The 21,668-nt window shown below is 40.1% G+C and carries 14 protein-coding genes; 4 read left to right on the plus strand and 10 right to left on the minus strand.

What is annotated here, in order from left to right; all coding sequences use genetic code 11:
- Positions 1 to 9 precede the first annotated feature (9 nt).
- Positions 10 to 2,889, minus strand: coding sequence for a hypothetical protein (locus tag IGJ39_RS09075; RefSeq protein WP_438764519.1), 2,880 nt, complete (start codon positions 2,887 to 2,889; stop codon positions 10 to 12).
- A gap of 621 nt (positions 2,890 to 3,510) precedes the next feature.
- Here IGJ39_RS09075 and IGJ39_RS09080 point away from each other — a divergent pair.
- Complete coding sequence (locus IGJ39_RS09080; protein ID WP_430607585.1) at positions 3,511 to 4,806, plus strand: ISL3 family transposase; 1,296 nt, start codon at positions 3,511 to 3,513, stop codon at positions 4,804 to 4,806.
- Between the two features lie 157 nt (positions 4,807 to 4,963).
- On the opposite strand, the gene IGJ39_RS09085 is transcribed toward IGJ39_RS09080, so the two are convergent.
- The 9 genes from IGJ39_RS09085 to chvE form a co-directional block, all read right to left on the minus strand.
- The gene (locus IGJ39_RS09085; RefSeq protein ID WP_195339479.1) at positions 4,964 to 7,339 is read right to left on the minus strand and encodes a phosphoketolase family protein; all 2,376 of its coding nucleotides are present in this window, start codon (positions 7,337 to 7,339) and stop codon (positions 4,964 to 4,966) included.
- 263 nt (positions 7,340 to 7,602) lie between these two features.
- On the minus strand, positions 7,603 to 9,027 hold the full coding sequence (gene araA / locus IGJ39_RS09090; protein WP_066025225.1) for an L-arabinose isomerase: 1,425 nt from the start codon (positions 9,025 to 9,027) through the stop codon (positions 7,603 to 7,605).
- A gap of 21 nt (positions 9,028 to 9,048) precedes the next feature.
- Positions 9,049 to 9,747: an L-ribulose-5-phosphate 4-epimerase gene (locus IGJ39_RS09095; RefSeq protein WP_065096014.1), complete on the minus strand. Its 699-nt coding sequence runs from the start codon at positions 9,745 to 9,747 to the stop codon at positions 9,049 to 9,051.
- Positions 9,741 to 11,366, minus strand: a complete 1,626-nt coding sequence (locus IGJ39_RS09100) for a xylulokinase (protein ID WP_411161383.1) — start codon at positions 11,364 to 11,366, stop codon at positions 9,741 to 9,743. The genes IGJ39_RS09095 and IGJ39_RS09100 overlap by 7 nt, the downstream gene beginning before the upstream one ends.
- Positions 11,367 to 11,628: 262 nt before the next feature.
- Positions 11,629 to 12,717, minus strand: a complete 1,089-nt coding sequence (locus tag IGJ39_RS09105) for a GntR family transcriptional regulator (RefSeq protein WP_065096016.1) — start codon at positions 12,715 to 12,717, stop codon at positions 11,629 to 11,631.
- A gap of 176 nt (positions 12,718 to 12,893) precedes the next feature.
- Positions 12,894 to 13,217, minus strand: a complete 324-nt coding sequence (locus IGJ39_RS09110) for a PTS sugar transporter subunit IIB (protein ID WP_062804969.1) — start codon at positions 13,215 to 13,217, stop codon at positions 12,894 to 12,896.
- A gap of 12 nt (positions 13,218 to 13,229) precedes the next feature.
- The gene (gene mmsB, locus IGJ39_RS09115) at positions 13,230 to 14,432 is read right to left on the minus strand and encodes a multiple monosaccharide ABC transporter permease (RefSeq protein ID WP_019723427.1); all 1,203 of its coding nucleotides are present in this window, start codon (positions 14,430 to 14,432) and stop codon (positions 13,230 to 13,232) included.
- Entirely contained in the window at positions 14,432 to 15,964 is a 1,533-nt protein-coding gene (gene mmsA, locus IGJ39_RS09120; RefSeq protein WP_066025220.1) for a multiple monosaccharide ABC transporter ATP-binding protein, read from the minus strand. Before mmsA ends, mmsB begins: the two co-directional genes overlap by 1 nt.
- 294 nt (positions 15,965 to 16,258) lie before the next feature.
- Entirely contained in the window at positions 16,259 to 17,302 is a 1,044-nt protein-coding gene (chvE, locus tag IGJ39_RS09125) for a multiple monosaccharide ABC transporter substrate-binding protein (protein WP_229049006.1), read from the minus strand.
- A 274-nt stretch (positions 17,303 to 17,576) separates the two neighbouring features.
- Here chvE and IGJ39_RS09130 point away from each other — a divergent pair, with 274 nt between their 5' ends.
- From IGJ39_RS09130 to IGJ39_RS09140, 3 genes are read left to right on the plus strand one after another with little or no spacing between them, the layout of a single operon-like run.
- Entirely contained in the window at positions 17,577 to 18,542 is a 966-nt protein-coding gene (locus IGJ39_RS09130) for an ABC transporter substrate-binding protein (protein ID WP_195339480.1), read from the plus strand.
- Positions 18,543 to 18,550: 8 nt separating this feature from the next.
- Positions 18,551 to 19,999, plus strand: a complete 1,449-nt coding sequence (locus IGJ39_RS09135) for a sensor histidine kinase (protein ID WP_066025218.1) — start codon at positions 18,551 to 18,553, stop codon at positions 19,997 to 19,999.
- The gene (locus tag IGJ39_RS09140) at positions 19,992 to 21,578 is read left to right on the plus strand and encodes a response regulator (protein ID WP_104776355.1); all 1,587 of its coding nucleotides are present in this window, start codon (positions 19,992 to 19,994) and stop codon (positions 21,576 to 21,578) included. The genes IGJ39_RS09135 and IGJ39_RS09140 overlap by 8 nt, the downstream gene beginning before the upstream one ends.
- The last annotated feature ends 90 nt before the right edge of the window (positions 21,579 to 21,668 follow it).

Raw genomic sequence — 21,668 nt, forward strand, 5'->3', positions numbered from 1 at the left:
ATCGCCTCCTTATTCGATCGTAGCCGTGTTATATAGCTTCCAATTAGCTGTTGCTCGTCCACTATAATCACCTACAGGCAACAGTTTTGAGCTATTCAACAACACACCCGCATTTTCACTCATATTCAGCGTATAAACATAACCAGTCGGGGTCACACTCGCAGAATCAAACACTTTGATTGGTGAATTACCCAAATTTTGAACCGCACTCGTAGGACTTATTTTCCAGACGAAAGAAAAAGGTGCGTTCGTTCCACTCGTGATCGAAAGTCCAACCGACCAATTTCTTGTTGTTCGTGGATCTCTCGAATCCCATACCTTTAATTCTAAGCTATTGCCCGCATCACGATCCAAGATCCCTTTACTTTGACGAACCTTTCGATTCGTCCATTTGAATGTACTTGGTGCCTGCTCAAGTCTTAATTCACCAGTGTAGGTTACCGTTAGATTCAATGATGCAGCCGGTTCTTCGGGTTTCGTCAATTTTCCAGAAGAGTACACTTCAATGACAAATTTATTTTCACCATAATCAAAATATTTTGTAGGAATCACTAACTGTGTATTTGCATTAAAACTTGTCGCCCCTGTTGTCGTGACATCAGAGAATGGAACATCAGTGAGATAAGTCGTTCCTTTTCTCACTTTGAAACTCAATCGATCGCCGACATCTAAATCTTTCCAATAAAATGTTCTTTTGTACCCAGGATCGCGATTCGCAGAGATATCCAACGTCTCACTAAAATTGGTCACCGTATTGACATTTTCCCATGACAGAGTGGTAAACTGATCCGTTTTTTTAACCCAGTAATACACGGTATCGCCATAGTAGGTGACGTTCGTTGTGTCGTTGGGGGTCGTTCCCACTGGATTTGCTAAGACTGAACTTCCGTAACTAGTTAGTGCATCCGCTGACAATGTTCTTGTTGGTGCTGAATAACTCAGTGTCGCTGAATCTCCGGGATTGAGATTGATCGCGTTATTGGCTATCGTCGTGACCACTGTGATCACGCCAGTCGTTGCGTTATTTGTCACGACTGTTGCTAAATTTGCTGGGGCAATCGTTGACGTCACCCCTGCGGCAGTCGTTTTCGTGATCGTCGGTGTGACTGTCGCATTTGTTGCCAAATTGATTGCTTTCGCATCAAGCACCGTCGTCCACCTCGTAGTATTCAAGGCGGCTTCGCCTGTATTTACCTTGATCGTTGATTGGATCTTAGCTGGCTGCTCACTCATCAAATATTTACTTTTACTTGTATCTGTACTTGGAACAGTCACAGATGTATTGGCGTTGTCCAATACATTACTCGTCACTGTCGCGCCTATCGGTATCGGCGGTTGTGTAAAAGCAAAACGAACTTGTCCTGATACGCTACCGTTGGCTGCAGTAAATCCCCAGTAGGCTCGATTGTTGTTGGTTGCTAACTGCAATTCCGAGTTCAGCTCTCCCCAAGGTATCGTTGTGTCAGCAGTTTTTGCTCCATTGACAGGATTTCTAAATGAATACGTAAAGTTCCGTGTGGTGCTATTAAAGCTATAATTGAACTCGTACCATGTTCCATCTTGGACATTGGTACTGACAGCTCCATTAAGTGGGATCAAGCTGTTGTGTTTGATCCGTCCGGGATTGGCGAGGGTCAAAGTGAACCAATCATTTGCTCCTAAATCACCATTCACTGCATTGATCGGTTGATACGTTCGGCTTAGGTTACCTGGAAAGGTATAAGCCATATGCGGCGTATTTCCAGCAGGAATCTGTGCATCATAGCGTGCTCTACCAGTTACTGCTTCATTAGCAAATAAATCAAATTCAACCGCAAATGAATTACGAATCGCGGTCGTTTCTGGCGTACGTGGTGATAATCCCTCATAGTATCCGCCAGTTGCTCCGTAGACGCCCAAGTTTTGTCCGTCTACACCGACTGCTCGAGAATTCGTGATCGCTGTTGTCTTTCTTGCATCATTATGCATGACAAACGCCACGCCATCTGCCTGCTGTGTGCCAAAATTGACGTAGACCCGTTGTGAAAATGATTTCGTGAAATCTAAGCGATACGCGTCATTTGACCAAATCGACGTCCAGTTATTACTCCCCGAAAGAGAGATTTGTGAAAATGGTTTTCCGCCATTGTCATTCGTATTCGTGACATTTGAAACGACAGCCCCACCATTTGGTGCAGCAAAAGCGCCACTGATAGGCATAGCTCCCGGCGGTACGTATTGAGAACCTGTACCTGTTGCAAAAGCTTGGATTGCTCGTGCCTGGGGTGGTTGATAGTCAGAAGACGTCGAGCTTTGTTCTTCCGCTACTTCCGCTTCACTGGTTGCTTGCTGTGTCTCAGTTGGTTCCTGATTTTCTCCAGTTTCGCTATTTTCTTCAATGGTACCGCTCGTTACTTCGGTTGGTTGACTCCCTGAAGTACCTGATTGATCATTATTTTCTGGTTCAACAAGTGGAAGAATTTCTCCTTCAGGTGGTGTCAGATCCGTCAGTGTTCCATTTGCGGACTTATACTTGACAAATAATCGAACAGGTTCAGTTGGTTTGGTAAAATGTAGGGTAGAAAATTGTTCTTCTGTCAATACCTGATTCTCAGCAATGGGTTGATCCTCTATCATAAGCGGGATTTTTTCACCCTTAGAATCAATCAAATTTACGGAAAATTGTAACGCTTCAGATGAATTTTTTTCTAGTTTAAATCGCACCCCTTTATTCGTGTCTTCGAGTGATAACGCCACTTCTCCATTATCGATCAACACATTCGTTGATTGCCTTTGATTGACATCAGCAAAAACAGAAGAGCAAACGCCTCCAATAAAGAACACCACAATAATAACGAACGTTATAAAAAACGGTCGCGTATTGGTTTGAATTCCATTCCTTATCCCCACAAACTTTACCTCCTTTGTCCAAACTATCGCAATTTGAATATAGAAGACTTTTAAAAAGTCGTTACTTTTATCATTTTTTCAAATAGCCTTTGAGATCAGGTCCATTTCTACTAGATTTCACTAGAAAATGAAAATTTATCAAAGACTATTATGTAAAAACAACGGAGGAACTAAGCGAGTTACCCAAAATAAAAAAATAAAACTATGTATAATTTAACTATTCTCTTACGATATCTCTCATCAAAAAAATAATAACATACTTTATTTTTTAAATGAATTTTTATGCTTATAACATTATATTTTTAGAGAACGCTAACTACAATAAAATACTTTGACATCAATAGTTGCAAACGAAATCATAAAACATTAATATTTATGAATAAATAATGAATACGATGCTCATTGTATACACGACTCACTTTTTTAATCCACTAATAGGTTGCTTTGATTTTTCCCACACTAAAATTCTGCAAAGCAACTAAATTGGCTCTATAATTTATGGGACTGATGAATCAAAATTGATTCTTCAGTCCCATTTTCATTTTAGGTATTAAAAAACATATCGTTCTCTAGTATGATTAAATCACCACAAAATAAACAACTGAGAGGACGATATGCTATATGAATGATTCTATCAAAAAAATGCTAAGATTAATAGATAAAGATTTGATGATTACTGAGATCTCTTACGAGATCTTTCATAAGGAAAAGACATTGGTCATTAATGCCATTCTCTCACCTGATCCTTGTGCCTGTAGAAGTTGTGGTTCTACTGTGGTAGATGGAAATGGGAAAGCAATTGTGGTGAAAAATGGAAAGAAAGAAATCATTGTCCGCTTTGAACAATACAATCATATGCCAATGGTTATGCGCTTAAAAAAGCAACGCTATACCTGTAAAAACTGTCGAACCCATTGGACTGCTCAAAGCTATTTTGTCCGCCCAAGACATTCAATTGCGGATCATGTCAGATATAAAATTGCTTCTTTACTGACTGAAAAAGTCTCTTTATCTTTTATTGCGAAAAGCTGTCAGGTATCTTTGACTACCGTTATTCGTACATTGAAAGAGTTTAAAAGCTATTTACCAAAGCCCACTAAGAGGATTCTCCCCAAAGTATTGATGGTTGATGAATTTCGTTCGCACACTTCCATAGAAGATAAAATGAGCTTTATTTGCGCAGATGGAGAAACAGGTAATTTAATTGATATCTTACCTACTCGTAAATTACCTCGATTAACAAACTATTTCTTGGGCTGCACCAATCCAGAAGAAGTAAAATTCTTAGTCACAGACATGAACGCCGCCTACTTCCAGCTCACCAAACGCGTTCTGCCAAATGCGAAAGTAGTGATTGATCGGTTTCATATTGTCAAACACATGAATCAAGCTTTCAATGAGTTGCGTATCCGTGAAATGAATGAACTGCGTAAAGCAGGACAGAAAAGCCATGCAGAAAAACTGAAAAAGAACTGGCGCTTTCTGCTAAAAAATCGTGCAAACATTAACCACTATGAGTATAAAACATGGAAAAGTTTCCGAGCACCTAAATACCCATTTCTTACTGAAGCAATGATGATTGATCGATTGCTTAGCTTTTCTAAGTCCCTAAAGGAGGCGTATCCCTTTTTCCATGAATTAGTTGAAACTTTTCGAGATAAAGACCCTGACTTGTTTTTCTCCTTATTGGCAGAACTTCCCGAAACGTTAGATGACGGCTTTCGTGAGAAACTTCAAAACCTTCTGACCTACGAAGAAGGCATCGCCAATGCGATGATTTATCCTTACTCCAATGGAAAAATAGAAGCAAAGAATACCCACATAAAAACGATGAAACGAGTATCCTACGGATTTAGATCATTTGAGAACATGAAAATTAGAATCTTTTTGACCAATCAATTAATCAAAGTGAGATAACAAAAAATCTGAGCCAGAATGAGGTTCATTCTGACCCAGATTTAATTTTTCGCAACTCATCAGTCCTTATTGACAAAGAGCCACTAAATTTACGAGTGCTAAAAAAACACTAGTAAAGGCAGATAGATCCGCGTTTTACTAGTGTCATTCTTAGTTATTATTCCTTCACCCGAGCTAACTCCGTCCATTTCCAGTTTTCCACTACTGGCAGATCATGACCTTCTTTCCGAATATACTCTCGATGTTCTTTCAATTGTTGTGTCATTTCTTCAGCAAAAGCTGTTGCTTCTTCACCGTAGACAGTTACCGCTGCATGTTGCGCTAAGTGGAATCGATCCAACTCACTAAAGACACGCATATCAAACGGTGTAGTGATATCGCCATTTTCTCGATAACCATGAACCATCAATTGGTGATTGTGCCGTAAGAAGAAAATATCCCGGATCATGCCTTCATAGCCATGGAAAGCAAACAGAATTGGTTTGTCTTTCGTAAAGAACGTGTCAAACACTTCATCACTTAGTCCTCTCTGATCAACAGATGGGTGTCTTAACTTCAAGATATCCACCACGTTGATAAAGCGGATTTTTAGTTGTGGAAATGCTTGATTCAATAGCGAGACTGCCGCAAGTGCTTCAAGGTTTGGTTCTGTGCCTGCTGCTGCGATCACTAGATCTGGCTCTTCATTCGCAGAAACCGTACTAGCCCAATCGATGATTTTCAACCCCTCATTGGCTAGTTCTTCTGCTTCTGTTGCCGAATAAAATTGCGGACGTGGATGTTTACTGGAAATAATCAAGTTGATGACTTGCTCTTCTTGCAACGCACGATCCATCACAGCCATCAAACTATTCGCATCTGCAGGCAAGTATTCGCGAATAAACTCTGCTTTCTTCTCTGCTAGATGGGTCAACACACCAGGATCTTGATGGGTATACCCATTGTGATCTTGTTGAAAAACAGTCGATGTGGCAATCAAGTTCAAGGAAGGATAGTTTTTCCGCCAAGGCTGATCACTAGCTTTACGCATCCACTTGAAGTGTTGCGTCAACATCGAGTCAACCACACGTAAAAAAGATTCGTAACTAGCAAAGAACCCGTGTCGCCCTGTCAAAACATACCCTTCTAAAAATCCTTCCGCTTGATGTTCCGACAGTTGTCCATCAATGACCCTTCCTACAGAAGACTGCCACTCATCTGAAGCATCTTTAGGTTCCATCCATTGTCGATCAGTCACTTCAAAGACTTTGTTCAAGCGATTGGATTTTGTTTCATCCGGACCAAAGATCCGAAAATTGGTTAGGTTCTTCGTGATTATATCTCTAGCTTGTTCCCCAAAGACCATCATATCTTGTGCAACGACAGCTCCTGGTGTGGCAGTATCCACGGCATAGTTTTTCCAATCAGGCATAACTAACGGTTTGGGATCGATTCCGCCATTTGTGATTGGATTTGTCGACATCCGACGATTGCCTTTCGGTGAAAGATCTTTGATTTCTTGTTTGATTCTTCCTTGTTCATCAAATAACTCTTCCGGGCGATAAGACTGTAACCAATCAATCAAATGATCGACGTGTTCCATATGCTCTGAATCAACTGGAATCGGTACTTGATGGGCACGGAACGTTCCTTCCACTTGTTCATTTTCCCACGTCTTCGGTCCTGTCCAGCCTTTTGGCGTCCGAAAAATAATGACGGGCCATCTTGGCATCGTGGCTGATTCCGCAGGTGCTTGTCTTGCTTCCTTTTGGATTTCTTTGATTTCTTCGATCACTGTATCTAGTGTTGAAGCCAGGATGTGATGAACAACCTCTGGATCTGTTCCCTCAACAAAATAAGGTTTCCAGCCCATTCCTTCGAAATACTTTCGAAGATCCTCATCACTCTTGCGGGCAAGGATAGTTGGATTAGAAATTTTTCCGCCATTCAAATTCAAAATTGGTAACACCGCACCGTCATTGACCGGATTGATAAAGACATTTGAAAACCAACCGCCAGCTAATGGACCTGTTTCTGCTTCGCCATCGCCTACAACTGTCGCCGCGATCACATCCGGATGATCAAGGATCGCACCTGTCGCATGGGCAAGTGAGTAGCCAAGTTCTCCACCTTCATGGATCGATCCTGGTGTTTCCGGCGCAGCATGGGATGCAATCCCGCCAGGATAAGAAAACACCCGACATAAATGTGCCAATCCGGCTTCATCTTCTGTAAATTCAGGATAGATCTCACTGTAACTGCCATCAATATAAGAATTGGATACCATCACTTGTCCACCATGACCAGGACCCTCTATGTAAAACATATCCAAATCGTATTTATTGATGACACGATTTAAATGTGCATACACAAAATTTTGTCCAGCAATCGTTCCCCAATGCCCAATAGGATGTGTCTTTACATCGTCTTTAGTTAATGGACGGCGTAATAATGGATTATCTTTTAAATACATTTGAGCAACAGAAATATAATTTGCAGCCCGCCACCAAGCATCTAATGGTTCGAATTCTATTTGTTTGTCTACGTTTGTCATATCGAACACCCCTTTAATCATTGCTAGTCCTACGAAAGAACAAAAAATGAGTCTGGCCTTTACCAGAGTGTCCAGACTCATCTTCGTCGCTTCTTTCGACTGCTCGTATGTGCTATCCCTTAATCAGCTGATAACATTACGGTATTTATTTAACTTTAACTTGAATCTCTAAGAAATGACATCATAACGCTCTACTTCTTTGAAAAAGAGTGTTAGACGTAAGTTTTTCTAAAGTCCTAAAGTCCTTCAATTGATTATTTCAGTTATTTGATGACGATATCTTCTAAATCAACCAAGCGCGCCCACGTTTGGATCTGCTCAGTAGTAAGATGCAATGACACAACGGTATGGTGTCCGCCACCTGTGCGGATCCAAGCACCTACCCCCTCATGGAAATTCGGTTTGACTTTCCAAAGTACGCGTGCCACTGGTAAATGTGGGGCTTCTTCCGTTGGTTCGAAGGCTTCCACTTCATTGATCAACAATTTGTAATGCGTGCCAAAATCTGCCATGGAAACCACGACACCATCGCCTGCTTTACCGTCAAACACCAAACGAGCCGGATCTTCTCGATCACCCATCGATAATGGCGAAACAACGATTTTTGGTCGATTGACCGCCAATGTCGGATCTACTTCCATCATGTGAGATTGTAAAATTGCTTCTTTTCCTGGCGTCAATTCATACGTGTAATCTTCCATAAAACCTGTGTCTTTGTTTTGTGCCATGATTTTTAACATCCGATCCAAAGCAGCTGTTTTCCAATCCCCCTCACCGGCAAATCCGTAACCTTCTGCCATTAACCGTTGGACTGCCAAGCCAGGTAATTGTTGCATACCGTAAAGATCTTCAAAGTTTGTTGTGAAAGCATTATAATTGCCCGCTTCCAAGAAACGTCTGATCCCGATTTCTTGTTTTGCTTGTACTTTGACATGTGCCTCCCAAGTGTCATGGTCATAATCTGCATAATCAAAATCATAAAGTTGTTTATATTCTTCAAATAATGACGCTACCTCTTCATCAGTGACTTCATCGATCACTTTGACTAAATCGCCGATCCCATAATAGTCGACCACCCAGCCAAACTGGATCTGTGCTTCTACTTTGTCTCCTTCGGTCACAGCCACATTACGCATATTGTCTCCAAACCGAGCAACCTTGATCGAGAAGCTTTCATTATAAGCCACAGCCACGTGCATCCAGTCTGAGATCTGACGTTGCACATCTTCGGATTGCCAATGACCTACCACGATTTCATTTTTCTTATTGAGTCGTGCATTGATAAAACCATATTCCCGATCCCCGTGGGCTGCTTGGTTCAAGTTCATAAAGTCCATGTCGATCGTTTCCCAAGGAATACTCTCATTAAATTGCGTAGCTAAATGCAACAAAGGCTTTTGTAATAACTGCGTGCCACGAATCCACATTTTTGCTGGGGAGAAAGTATGCATCCAAGTGATCACACCTGCTACTTGCTCCTGGTAATTCGCTTCTTTCATGATCGAGGTGATCGTATCAGCAGTTACTGCTAGTTCTTTTAGTACGATCGGATAAGGCAATGTTTGGTGATCATTTAGTGCCGTAACGATCGTCTCTGCATTCTTTTTGACCTGCGCTAACGCTTCTTCCCCGTATAGATGTTGTGAACCTACGACGAACCAAAATTCTTTTTTACTGATTGCTAACATGATTGTAACTCCTCTATTTTTTTATTTTTTTTGGCCATAATACGCATCTTTACCATGCTTGCGTAAATAATGTTTATCTAATATTCGTTGGGGCAATGGTTCGGAAAAACTATTCAATTGGCGAGTAAATAAGTTCATTTTCGCCACTTCATCCAGTACAACGGCATTCATCACCGCTTGGGAAGCATCTTTCCCCCAAGTAAATGGTCCATGGCCATGTAATAACACTCCTGGAATTGCCATGATATCAATATTTCTATTTTGGAATGTCTCAATGATCACATTGCCGGTTTCGTGTTCATAACCAGCATCGATTTCTTCTTGTGATAAAAATCTTGCACAAGGAACGCTCCCATAAAAAGTATCTGCATGAGTCGTACCCATGGCGGGTAGATCGATACCCGCTTGTGCCCAGATCGTTGCCCACGTCGAATGCGTATGACAAATCCCGCCAATTTCCGGGAAATGTTTGTAGAGAACCGCATGTGTCGGTGTATCGGAAGATGGATTTAGTTCACCTTCGATGACTTGATTATTCAAATCAACAACGACCATATCTTCTGCTTTCATTTCCTCATAGCTCACGCCGCTAGGCTTGATGACAAAATAACCCGTTTCCCGATCAAATGCACTCACATTCCCCCATGTGTATTTGATCAGTCCTTGTTTTGGTAAAGCTAAATTCGCTTGATAAACAGATTCTTTCAGACTTTCTAACATTCTCTCACTCCTTCTTCCATTGATACGATCGCGGATGCTTCGATAGGCAACCCTTTTTCATACATCTCAATAAACCGTTCGTAACCACTTAAGTCTTCCTCCGATGGTTCGATCGTCAGACCTTCACTGGTTGAAAATACCTCTTTTGCTAAAAATTCTTCCAAAGTCGTGCCATCTGCCGATCGGAGATAAGCAGCTAATAAGGCAATCCCCCAAGCGCCTCCTTCTCCGGCTGTTTCCATGACTGTGACAGGTGCTTCCATTGCTGAAGCTAAAATCGTTTGAGCAACTTTCGGCGTTTTAAAGATCCCGCCATGTGCGACTAAACGATCGATCGTGACTTGTTCGGACTTAAGAATCTCCATCCCTAGACGCATCGCCCCAAAAGCACTCGACAGGTGCATCCGCATAAAATTCGCTAAATCAAACTTACTATCCGGCTGTCGCACGAATAATGGTCTGCCTTGTTCCATTTTTGTGATGTTTTCTCCTGAGTGGTACCCGTAGCTGAGTAATCCTCCACAGTCACCCTCTCCTTGTAGCGCTTTCAAAAATAAGGTTTCATAAATCTGCTGTGTATCGATCGTCACACCAAGACTCTCACTGAACTCTTTGAAAATCTTGACCCATGCGTTGATTTCTGATGAGCAATTGTTTGTATGCACCATTGCAACAGGGCTTCCGTCAGGTGTTGTTACTTGGTCGATCTCTGGATGGATGTTTACTAACTCTTTGTCTAGTACGATCATTGCAAACGCCGATGTCCCTGCTGAAACATTCCCTGTACGTAACCCCACACTATTCGTTGCGACCATACCTGTACCAGCATCTCCTTCAGGTGGGCAAACAGGAATCCCTGCAGATAAGTTACCGGATAGATCTAAGAGCTTGACTCCCTTTTCAGTCAGCGTCCCTGCAACCTCACCAGCCAAACGAATTTCTGGAAGGAGCGTTTCTAAAGGTTGCATAAAACCTTCTGCTTGTGCCAATTGATCAAAAATAGCAATCTTTTGTACATCATATCCCTTCGTTTGACGATCAATCGGAAACATTCCTGAAGCATCTCCAACTCCTAATACTTTTTGTCCGGTCAACTGCCAATGGATATACCCAGCTAATGTTGTAAAGTAACTAAGATCTTTTAGATGTGTTTCTTTATTTAAAATTGCTTGATATAGATGGGCAATGCTCCAACGCTGTGGAATTGTATAATGAAAGGCTTTGCTCAACTTTTCTTCTGCCTCTGCGGTAATGGCATTGCGCCACGTGCGAAAAGGAACAAGCAATTCATCGTGCTGATCAAATGCTAAATAACCGTGCATCATTGCGCTAAAGCCGATCGCTCCTATCGTAGTCAGTGTCGTGTCATACTCTTCAGAAACCACGTCGACTAATTGCTGATAACTCGATTGTAACCCCTTCCAAATCTCATCAAGTGAATAGGTCCAAATACCGTTTTCTAACTGGTTTTCCCAATCGTAACTTCCAGCTGCAATCGGCTCATAGTGTTGATCGATCAGCACTGCTTTGATTCTCGTCGAACCTAGCTCAATACCTAGTGCTGTTTGCCCTGTGCGAATCGCTTCTATTCGTTTCAGCCTAGTTTCTTTCGCTTCGATGTCAAACGCCTCCTTAGTTTCTCTTTATGATAGTTACAGTATAAAACTTTTTGTACGTACATGTCAACGCAAATATAGTTATTTGTTCGTACATAAATCCTTTTTCTTTTTCCTGATAAATTCACATTTATCATATAAAAAAGGCAAAGAGAGTAAATTCCTCCTCTTTACCTTTTTAAGAGCAAATAATCTTGCTAGACATTGACTAATGTTCATTAAATAAATTTTTATCGTATTTGGTACACTTATCGTTTTCCCTCAGCTACTCGGCATTCTTTGCTGCACTTACTGAATCTCTGATCACCAAACTAGGTTCATAGACGATATTTTCTCCTTGATTGCCCGTTTGGATCGTGTGAATGATCCATTCTGCTGCATCTTTCCCCATCCGCTCTTTTGGATGAGTTAAAGTGGTCAGTTTCACTGCGCCCATCTGACTCAACGAGGAATCATCATTTCCGATGATCGACAATTGCTGCGGTACTTGATAACCCTTTGCGATCACCTCATCAAGCAACTGGCTAGCAACTTGATCGTTGTAGCAGATGATGCCGGTGCTTGCCGATTCCTTTAGCTGTAAGAGGACTTTTTCACCTAGTTTCCCACGTGAATCAGTCGTGTAGGTAATGATATCTTCCGGCGAAAATTGGATACCATAGGCTTCGCACGCTTGAATAAATCCTTTCATCCGATATTTCCCTTGTAAATCATCGATTTTCGTGATGAACAGTAATCGCTGATGTCCTTGCTGGATCAAATACTCCGTCCCTTTAAAGCCAACTTTTACATCGTCGACACAAATCGAGGCGACCGCTAATTCTTCATAGACAGCATTGATCATGACCATCGGGATTCCTTGCTCTCTCAATCGGACATAAAGCGCAAGGTTCGGATTGTATTCATTACTTTTTGTCGGCTCTACGATTAAGCCATCTACACCAAACTGCAACATTTTTTCCAAGCAGTTTTTTTCTTGTTGATGATCATTATTCGTACTGGCTAGTAAGAGGGAATAGCCTTGTTCACTCAACGCTTTTTCAATTCCTCGGATGATCGAGGGGAATATATAATCCGATAAATACGTCGTGATCACGCCAATCGTTTTTTGGTTTTTTCTACTTTCTGAAGTTTTCTTATACGCGTCATCGACATATGTTCCAGAGCCTTTCTCTTTACGCAGGTACCCTTCATTGACTAACAGTCCAATCGCTTGTCTTACCGTATGACGGCTGACTTGATAGTCTTTTTGTAATTGGAGTTCAGGCGGTATCGGTTCATTTAGTTTGAAAATTTGGTCAATGATCTTATCCTTTATCTCATCTGCGATCATTTGATATTTTGTTTTCTCCATGGTTACTTTGCCAATCCTTTCACTCCGACGTAAGTTGTCCGAACAATTATTTGATATCATTGTAGCACAACTTGTTTTGGAAAGGCTTGTTAACACGAAAAAATATCTATGAGTTTCTTTTTACTAGCGCTTTGTAAGGAACAACTGCTTTTTTTCAGCTTTTAGTTCAAGTGATTTCAAAAGAATTGTAAGATATCTGCTAAGACAGATTCTCCATCAAATGTTTCGTAATCTTCTTTACGAATCAATTTGTAAGGAACAGCTTTCACCGTCAGAAAATCTTTTAATCGTTCCACTTCATATTCTGATTGTGGACCGATCATCAGTCCGTCAATCTGCTGGTTTTGGATCGCCTGCTCTGCCACGATTGCTGGTGCAGAGTATACATGTAGAGGTACACCTTTTTCATTTGCTGCATTTTGGATATTTTTTACTAGCAGACCTGAAGTGATCCCAGCGGTGCAAATCAATAATATCCGTTTTTCCTCTGTCGTTTCCATCCGTTCACCACCTTAAGAAATTTTGCGTTTTTTATTGTAAATATCCAATACGACAGCAAGCAACAAAATCAAGCCTTTGATCGCTTGTTGCCAGTCTACTCCAACACCCATGATCGACATCCCATTGTTCAGCACGCCCATGACTAAGCCACCGACGATTGCTCCAGTGATCGTTCCAATCCCTCCAGAAGTGGAAGCTCCTCCGAAGTAGACAGAAGCCATCGCATCCAATTCAAGCGAAGTCCCTGCCTGAGGGGTAGCAGCATTTAAACGTGCGGCTAAGATCAGTCCTGCTAAAGCAGCCATGACGCCCATATTCACAAATACCCAAAAAGTGATTTTCTTCGTCTTGATCCCAGATAATTGAGCAGCTTTCAAATTACCACCTGTGGCATAAATTTGTCGTCCCGCAACTGTCCGATTGGTCAAAAATCCATATATCCCAACAATCACACCTAAAATGATCAATATTACTGGAAATCCTTGGTAGGAAGCAAAGATATAACTTAATCCTAAGACAAGAACGATCGTCAATGCCGCTTTGATCAAGAAGGCGTTCATTGATGGTACTTCAAATAAATTTTCTTTTCTTCGCGCTCTCGCACGCCATTGAGCAAATACTAAACTAACAGCTAACACGACACCTAAAATCAACGTCAATAAGTGCATTCCAGGAACACCAAAGATATCTGGTAAATACCCCGTCGAGATTTTTTGGAAACCTCCAGGGAAAGGCGCTAAAGATTGCCCTCCTAAGACAACCTGTGTCAAACCACGAAACATCAATAGACCGGCAAGTGTCACGATGAACGCCGGAATCCCTACATAAGCGACCCAAAAGCCTTGCCATGCGCCGATCACTCCACCGACTAATAAACATAAAGGAACGGCGAGCCATGGACTGATGTTGTTGTTGACCATCAACATACCGGCCATCGCTCCAACAAATGCCATGACTGAACCTACCGATAGATCCACGTAACCTAAAAGCACGACCAACAACATTCCCGCAGCCAAAATCAAAATATGGCTATTTTGTAACACAATATTCGTAATATTCAACGGTCTTAAAAAGATCCCGCCGGTCATTAGTTGAAAAGCAATCAATAAAGCGACCAAAATAATGACCATACTATATTTACTAAAGATATCTAATATCTTTTCTTTTACATTCCAAGCATTTTTTTCCTGACTTTTTTTTGTGACATTTTCCATCAGCCCACTGCCTCCTCTTCTTTTGTCATCAGGTTCATCAATAACTCCTGATTTGCCTCTTCTCTAAGCACTTCTCCCGTCATTTTCCCTTCATTCATGGTATAGATCCGATCACACATACCGATGATCTCAGGTAGTTCAGAAGAAATGATACAGACACATTTTCCTAAGGCAGCCATTTCTTCAATAATCGTGTAGATTTCATACTTTGCCCCGACATCGATACCACGAGTCGGTTCGTCCAGAAATAAAATTTCCGGTTCTGTCATCAACCACTTAGCTAAAACGACTTTTTGTTGATTCCCACCACTTAAACTACCAACGTTTTGGAACACATTAGTGGCTTTGGTCCTCATTTTTTTCCGGAAGTTTTCTGCTTCGATCACTTCTTTTTCTTGATCTAAAATACCACTTCGACTAATTTTTTTGAGACTAGCAATCGTCGTATTTTCTCTGATGTCCATCAAAAGATTCAAGCCAACCGACTTACGATCTTCGGACACATACGCCAACCCATGATCAATTGCTTGAGAAACATCTTTGATCACTAATTCTTTTCCGTCTTTAAAAATCTTACCGCTGATATTGCTTCCATATGAGCGACCAAAAATACTCATGGCAAATTCAGTGCGTCCTGCCCCCATCAATCCGGCGATACCAACAATTTCTCCTCGTCGAATCGAAAAATCGATATGATCATTGATGATTCGGTCGGTGGTCAATGGATGATGGACCGTCCAATCCTTGACTTCAAAATAAACCTCGCCGATATCAGGATGACGATCAGGATAACGATTCGTTAAATCACGACCAACCATCCCCTTAATGATCCGTTCTTCACTGATTGCTGTATTTTCTAACGTTTCGATCGTTTGGCCATCTCGTAAGATCGTGATCCTGTCCGCCACCGCAACGATTTCATTCAATTTGTGCGAAATGATGATCGAAGTGATCCCTTGATTGCGAAACTCCTTGATCAAGGCTAAAAGATTGGCACTTTCTTCTTCATTCAGTGCTGCTGTCGGTTCATCTAATATGAGTAATCGAACATTTTTAGAAAAAGCCTTCGCAATTTCCACCAACTGTTGATGCCCGACACCGATTTGTGAAACTAAGGTATTCGGATCGATTTTCAAGCCCACTGTTTTTAGTAGATTTTCTGTTTTTCGTTCCGTCAAGTTCCAGTCGATCACGCCATGCTTTGTTTGTTCGTTCCCTAAAAAAATGTTTTCTTTGATGGATAGATAAGGACTCAAGGCTAATTCTTGGTGGATGATCACGATCCCTTTCGCTTCACTATCTCTAAGATTTTTGAATTGGCATATCTCACCGTCATACATGATTTCGCCTGAATAACTGCCATAAGGATACAAACCGCTCAACACATTCATCAACGTGGATTTTCCTGCACCATTCTCGCCACAAAGGGCGTGGATCTCTCCACGTTTGATGCGGAGATTGACATTGTTCAACGCACGAACACCAGAGAATTCTTTGATGATTTCTTTCATTTCTAAAATATAATCTGCCATTTTTTCACTTCCTAATCGAGAGTGTGATAGTAGCGCTCAACTTCGAAAAATAAGCGCGAAAACTGAAAATCGTTCTTCAAATTTTGAGATCTCACGCTTATTTTTGAAGGAGCTACTACTGAAACACTGTTTATTGAGGTTGTGCCAGAAGCGTTTTGACCTTAGCAATAAGAGAGAAAATTGAAAAATAGTTGGTTATATTTCCCGTTTTTTTGCTTAATATTGAAGGTCAGCTTCTAAACACCGTTTATTCGGTTCTAAGGAGTACAAGAGGACAAATGTTCCAAAGCCCTCTTATTGGCCTAAATCACTTTCGCTGTAATACTCAGTATCGATCAGCTCTTGTTTGTAATTTTCTTTATCTACAGAAACTGGGTTAGCTAGATAAGTCGGAATGACTTTCACACCGTTATCGTAGGTTTCCTCATCATTGACCGGCACTTCTTTATCATTGTTGATTGCTTCGATCATCTCTACCGTATTATCAGCTAGCACCCGTGTATCTTTAAAAATCGTTTGTGTTTGCTCTCCTGCAATGATAGATTTCACTCCAGCAATCGTTGCATCCTGTCCTGTGATAACTGGAAGTGGTTTGTCGGCTGAGCCATACCCTACTCCTTTTAAGGAAGAAATGATCCCTAAACTAATTGGATCGTAAGGAGATAGAACTGCATCTAGTTGGTCATCTGTATAGTTAGCACTTAATAAGTTATCCATACGTGCTTGTGCAGTTGAGCCATCCCAACGAAGCGTCGCGATTTGATTGAATTTCGTTTGACCTGATGAGACGTTCAATTGTTTGCTGTCGATATAAGGTTGAAGAATCGACATCACACCATTGTAATTGATCAATGCGTTGTTATCGTCAGGCGAACCGCCAAATAATTCGATCGTAAATGGGCCAGCACCATCTTTTAAGCCTAATTTATCTTCGATATAAGAAGCTTGTAAAACACCTACACCAAAATTATCAAATGTTGCATAATAATCGACATATTCAGAGTTCATCAATAAACGGTCATATGCAATGACTTTGATATCCGCCTGATGTGCTTTTTCTAAGACATCTGTCAATGCTGAACCGTCAATCGAAGCAATGACCAACGTATCCACTCCCTTTGTGATCATATTTTCGATTTGCGCCACTTGGTTTTCTACTTTGTCTTCTCCATATTGCAAATCCGTTTTGTAGCCTTTTTCTTCTAGTTGCTTGACCATATTGTCGCCATCTGCGATCCAACGCTCTGCAGATTTTGTTGGCATCGAAATCCCTACAAATCCTTTTTCATCTCCGGCTGCACTGCCATTGCTACAACCAGCAAATACTGTCACTGACATTAATAAAAAAACAATTGCTACCAACCAATTTTTCCCAACTCGTTTCATGTGTGTCCCTCCAAATACTTATTTGATGAATTCATCATAGTTGAAATATAAAACGCTTTCATTGATTATTTTTCTGTGTTTCTATAAATTCCCTCGCAAATTTATGTAAACTTTTGATTTTTCTTCATTTTCTTTTGACGATTCTTGATTTTCTTACGAAATTGACAAACATGCTAATATGAAATTTGAAAACGCTATATGATATAGATAAAAGGGGAGATTCATTATGAAGAACAAAAGTTTTTTTATTCTGGCAGTTTTTTGCCTGTTGTTGACTGGGTGTGCTTTCAACTCTACTGAGCCTACAAAAAATGAGTTGACTATTGGTTTTTCTCAAGCTGGCACCGAAAGTAATTGGCGCAAAGTTCAAAATCAGTCCATCAAAGAAGCACTGGAAAAACAAAATTTCCAAGTCCTTCACCGAAATAGTTACTCTGATCCAAAACAACAGATACAAGATGTGATGACATTTATTGCCTATCAAGTCGATATGATCGTGTTATCTCCTATCGAAGAAACTGGCTGGGATTCTGTTTTGGAAGAAGCCAAAGAAGCGAATATCCCAGTCATCATCGTTGATCGTAACATCACAACGGAAAAACAAGATCTCTATTTGACCCATATTGGTTCAAGTTTCAAAGCACAAGGTAGTCGAGCTGGCCTCTACGTCACCAATCATTACCAGCAAAACACACAAGAATCGATCCAAGTATTTGAGATACGTGGTTCAGAAAACACATCTCCCACTCGCTTGCGATCAGACGGCTTTTTAGAAACTATCGGTCGCGACCCAAGAATCCATGTCAGGCAAGTGATCACCGGAGACTATATTCGCTTAAAAGCCAAAGAACAATTTTCAAAAGCCATTGATGAGGGAAAACTTGAGGGAATCGATGTCATTTATTCTCACAATGATGAAATGACACTAGGTGCCTTAGATGCGATCAAGGAAAAAAAGCTCGAAAAGAATTTTGTGATTGTCAGCATTGATGCACAAAAAGAGATGATCGATCAATTAAAAAAAGGAAAGGTCAACTGTGTGGTAGAATGCAATCCTTTTATGGGTGAACTAGTAGCCAATACAGTCAAACGCTACTTCGAAAAGAAAGCGATTCCACAAGACATCTACGTTTCTGATACGGTGTTCTCAGATCAAAATGATTTTTCAACGATCCCACCGCGGGGATATTAGGAGGAAAAATGAAAAAGAACGAAAGCATTAAAGTACTACTTCGACATACAAGTTGGCTCATGTTATCTTTAGCAATCACGCCTTTGATCATTAGCATTGCACTTTATACACATTATCTTTTTTCCTATGAAAAAAGTATCCATAATATCTCGATTGCTAATCAAATCGCCAGTAATGTAGAAGAAACAATCATCGAAGAAGCTCTTGGATTAACTTATGGGCAGATCACACCTGAAGAATTCCAAAAGAGCAACCAGATCAATCGCATCAAAGAAGAAATCAGTGCAATCAAGGTCAGCACTCAAAACTCACAAGAATTAGCAACACTCAATATCGTTTTACGCTCCCTTGATAATGTTTCTGACTATTTAGACAAAATCATTGCAAATATCCATCAAAAAGAAACATTCGCAGAGAATCAAGCATTGATGTTACATGTTGAATCTGCGGTCAAACTTGCCCATGACATCTTACAAGATTTTGTCAAAATCGAAATCGATACGGCTTCCGTAAAAAGTGAAGAAGTTCGCAGTTCCTTGGTGATTCTCTCCACCATCGAGGCTGTTATCATCGCGCTGATTTTCCTATTGACAAGAAAGTTCAACACGAAAATGATGTACCAAATTCAACAGCCTATGGATGAAATGATCAAAATGGCTGATGCTTTAGCAGAAGGACATTTAAATCATCGGATCAAAACTCCACAAAATAATGAGTTAAAAAAATTAAGTAATAGCATGAATGATATGGCTGATAACTTAGTGATTTTGTTAGAGGAAAATGCGTTGAAGCAATATAATCTTGCGCAAAGTGAAGTCAGGACACTACAAGCTCAGATCATTCCCCATTTTATTTATAATAGTTTAGATGCCATTTTGGTCTTGGCAGAAATGGGTCAAATTGAAAAAGTCAAAGAAATGACATATGCCTTATCTGACTTTTTCCGCATTTCATTAAGCCAAGGAAAAGACTGGATACCAGTCGAACAGGAAATTCGACATTGCGACAATTACCTGAAGATTTTGCAAATCCGCTATGGAGACCAATTATCTTATCAATTAACCATTGATCCAAAAGTCAATCATCATCCAATATTGAAAATGATTCTTCAACCATTGATTGAAAATGCGGTCTATCATGGAACCAAATTGGTACGTCGGCCAGGAAAAATCATCGTAAAAGCGTATATAGACCAAGAAGAATTTATCCATTTTTGGATCATTGATAACGGAAAAGGGATTACTGAAACCAAGTTAGAGGAGATCAACCAAGAACTCGCAGATGGTTTAGATACTAATTTCCATAAAGGATATGGACTCTTTAATGTCAACAAGCGCTTGCTTTTATACTATGGAACCGATGCAAGTATCAAGATTACTAGTCGGATCGATCATGGAACGGTCATCCATGTCGTTGTCCCTACAAAAAATATAGATAGGAATGAAGCAAATGTATAAAATTTTTATTGCAGAAGATGAACATTTGATTCGCGAATCATTGAAGAGGATGATCACTGAATTTTCAACCTTTTTACCTTTGGGCTCTATTGAAGATGCCAGCGATGGCGAACTTGCTTTATCAATGATTGCTGAGCAGAAACCAGATATCTTATTGACAGATATTCGTATGCCTTTTATGAATGGGATTGAATTAGCCAATGAAGTAAAAAAACTTTTGCCTGATATCCAAATCATTTTTATTAGTGGATATGATGAATTTACGTATGCAAAAGCTGCGATTCAACTTCAAGTAGCCGAGTATCTGTTAAAACCGATCAAACCTAATGAACTACAAAAAAGCCTAGAACAAATCATTCAAAAACTAGAAGCTGCCTCCTTATTGAAACAGTCTAAAGAAACAAATGGCTATTCCTTAGAAGTACAAAAAAACTTCTACTTGAATGCCCTGTTCAATAATCAGTTACTACTTTCAGAAGCAATTGAAGAAGGTCGAAAACTTGAACGTGAAATCGCCGGAAATAAATATATGGTTCTTTTAATCGCAAATCATACAAATAAATTTTTTTCAGATTATGATATTTTTCATGAAAAGATGGCTGAGCTATTCGATAACGATAAACAAATACTTTTTTCTTCCCTTTCTTCACGATTTATCAAACTATTGATTTTTGATCCAAATGAAGATCTATTACAAAAAAAAGCAAATCAGGTTGCATTGCTTTCTCACAAAACATTAGGGCATACAACAGATGATTTAGTTATTGCAATCGGATATCCTGTGAAACGAATCAGTGAAATTCCACATAGTTATCAGACTGCTGTTCATTTGCTCAGTTACTTGAAGATCGATCCTAAAATAAAAATTCTTTCTTATTTAGATTATGAAAAAAAGCTTGGCAATTACGGACAATCTTTTGATCTAAAAGAATCCATTCGTTTACTAAGAAAAAGCGAAATTTCTTCGTTTGTTGAGAAGTTGGTCAAACAGACCAATCAACATGCCGATCCACTTCTCGTTAGGCATCTGATCATCAATGAGTTGAATGAATTAGTAACGATACGTCAAAACCAAACCAATCAAGTCGTTTCTTTTACCACTACAGAGGAAATTCCGAACATTCTGTCAGACACGCCTCTCTTCATCCAATACCTTGAACAAATGATTTACTTTTTAAAAGAAATGGTACTTGAGAATCACATGAATCAATATAAAGAAGTACTCGAACAATCCATCACGTATATTGAAAACCACTATTTTGAACCAGAGCTTTCTCTTAAAGAAGTGGCTGATCATGTCCATTTGAGCAGCTCACATTTCAGTACGATTTTTTCTCAAGGAATAGGACAAACATTTATTGACTACCTTACTGAACAACGATTGAGCATGGCTAGGCGACTTTTGCGGGAAACCAATTCAAAACTATCTGTCATAGCCTCAGAAGTGGGATACAATGATCCAAATTATTTTAGTTCTATTTTTAAACGAAAAGAAAAAATCTCACCTAAAGAGTATCGAAAAATGAAACAAAATCGTGCACATTCTTTACAAGAAAAAAATTATCTAGTCAACAAATAAGCAACAAACCCGCGGAATATTTTTTTCAGTTTAGTCTGAAAAAGTTGTTACTTTCTTAACTGGACTACTTGCTATAATTATAGAAATAGT

The organism is Enterococcus sp. AZ140 (genome assembly GCF_051714405.1).
GTDB lineage: Bacteria > Bacillota > Bacilli > Lactobacillales > Enterococcaceae > Enterococcus_B > Enterococcus_B pernyi.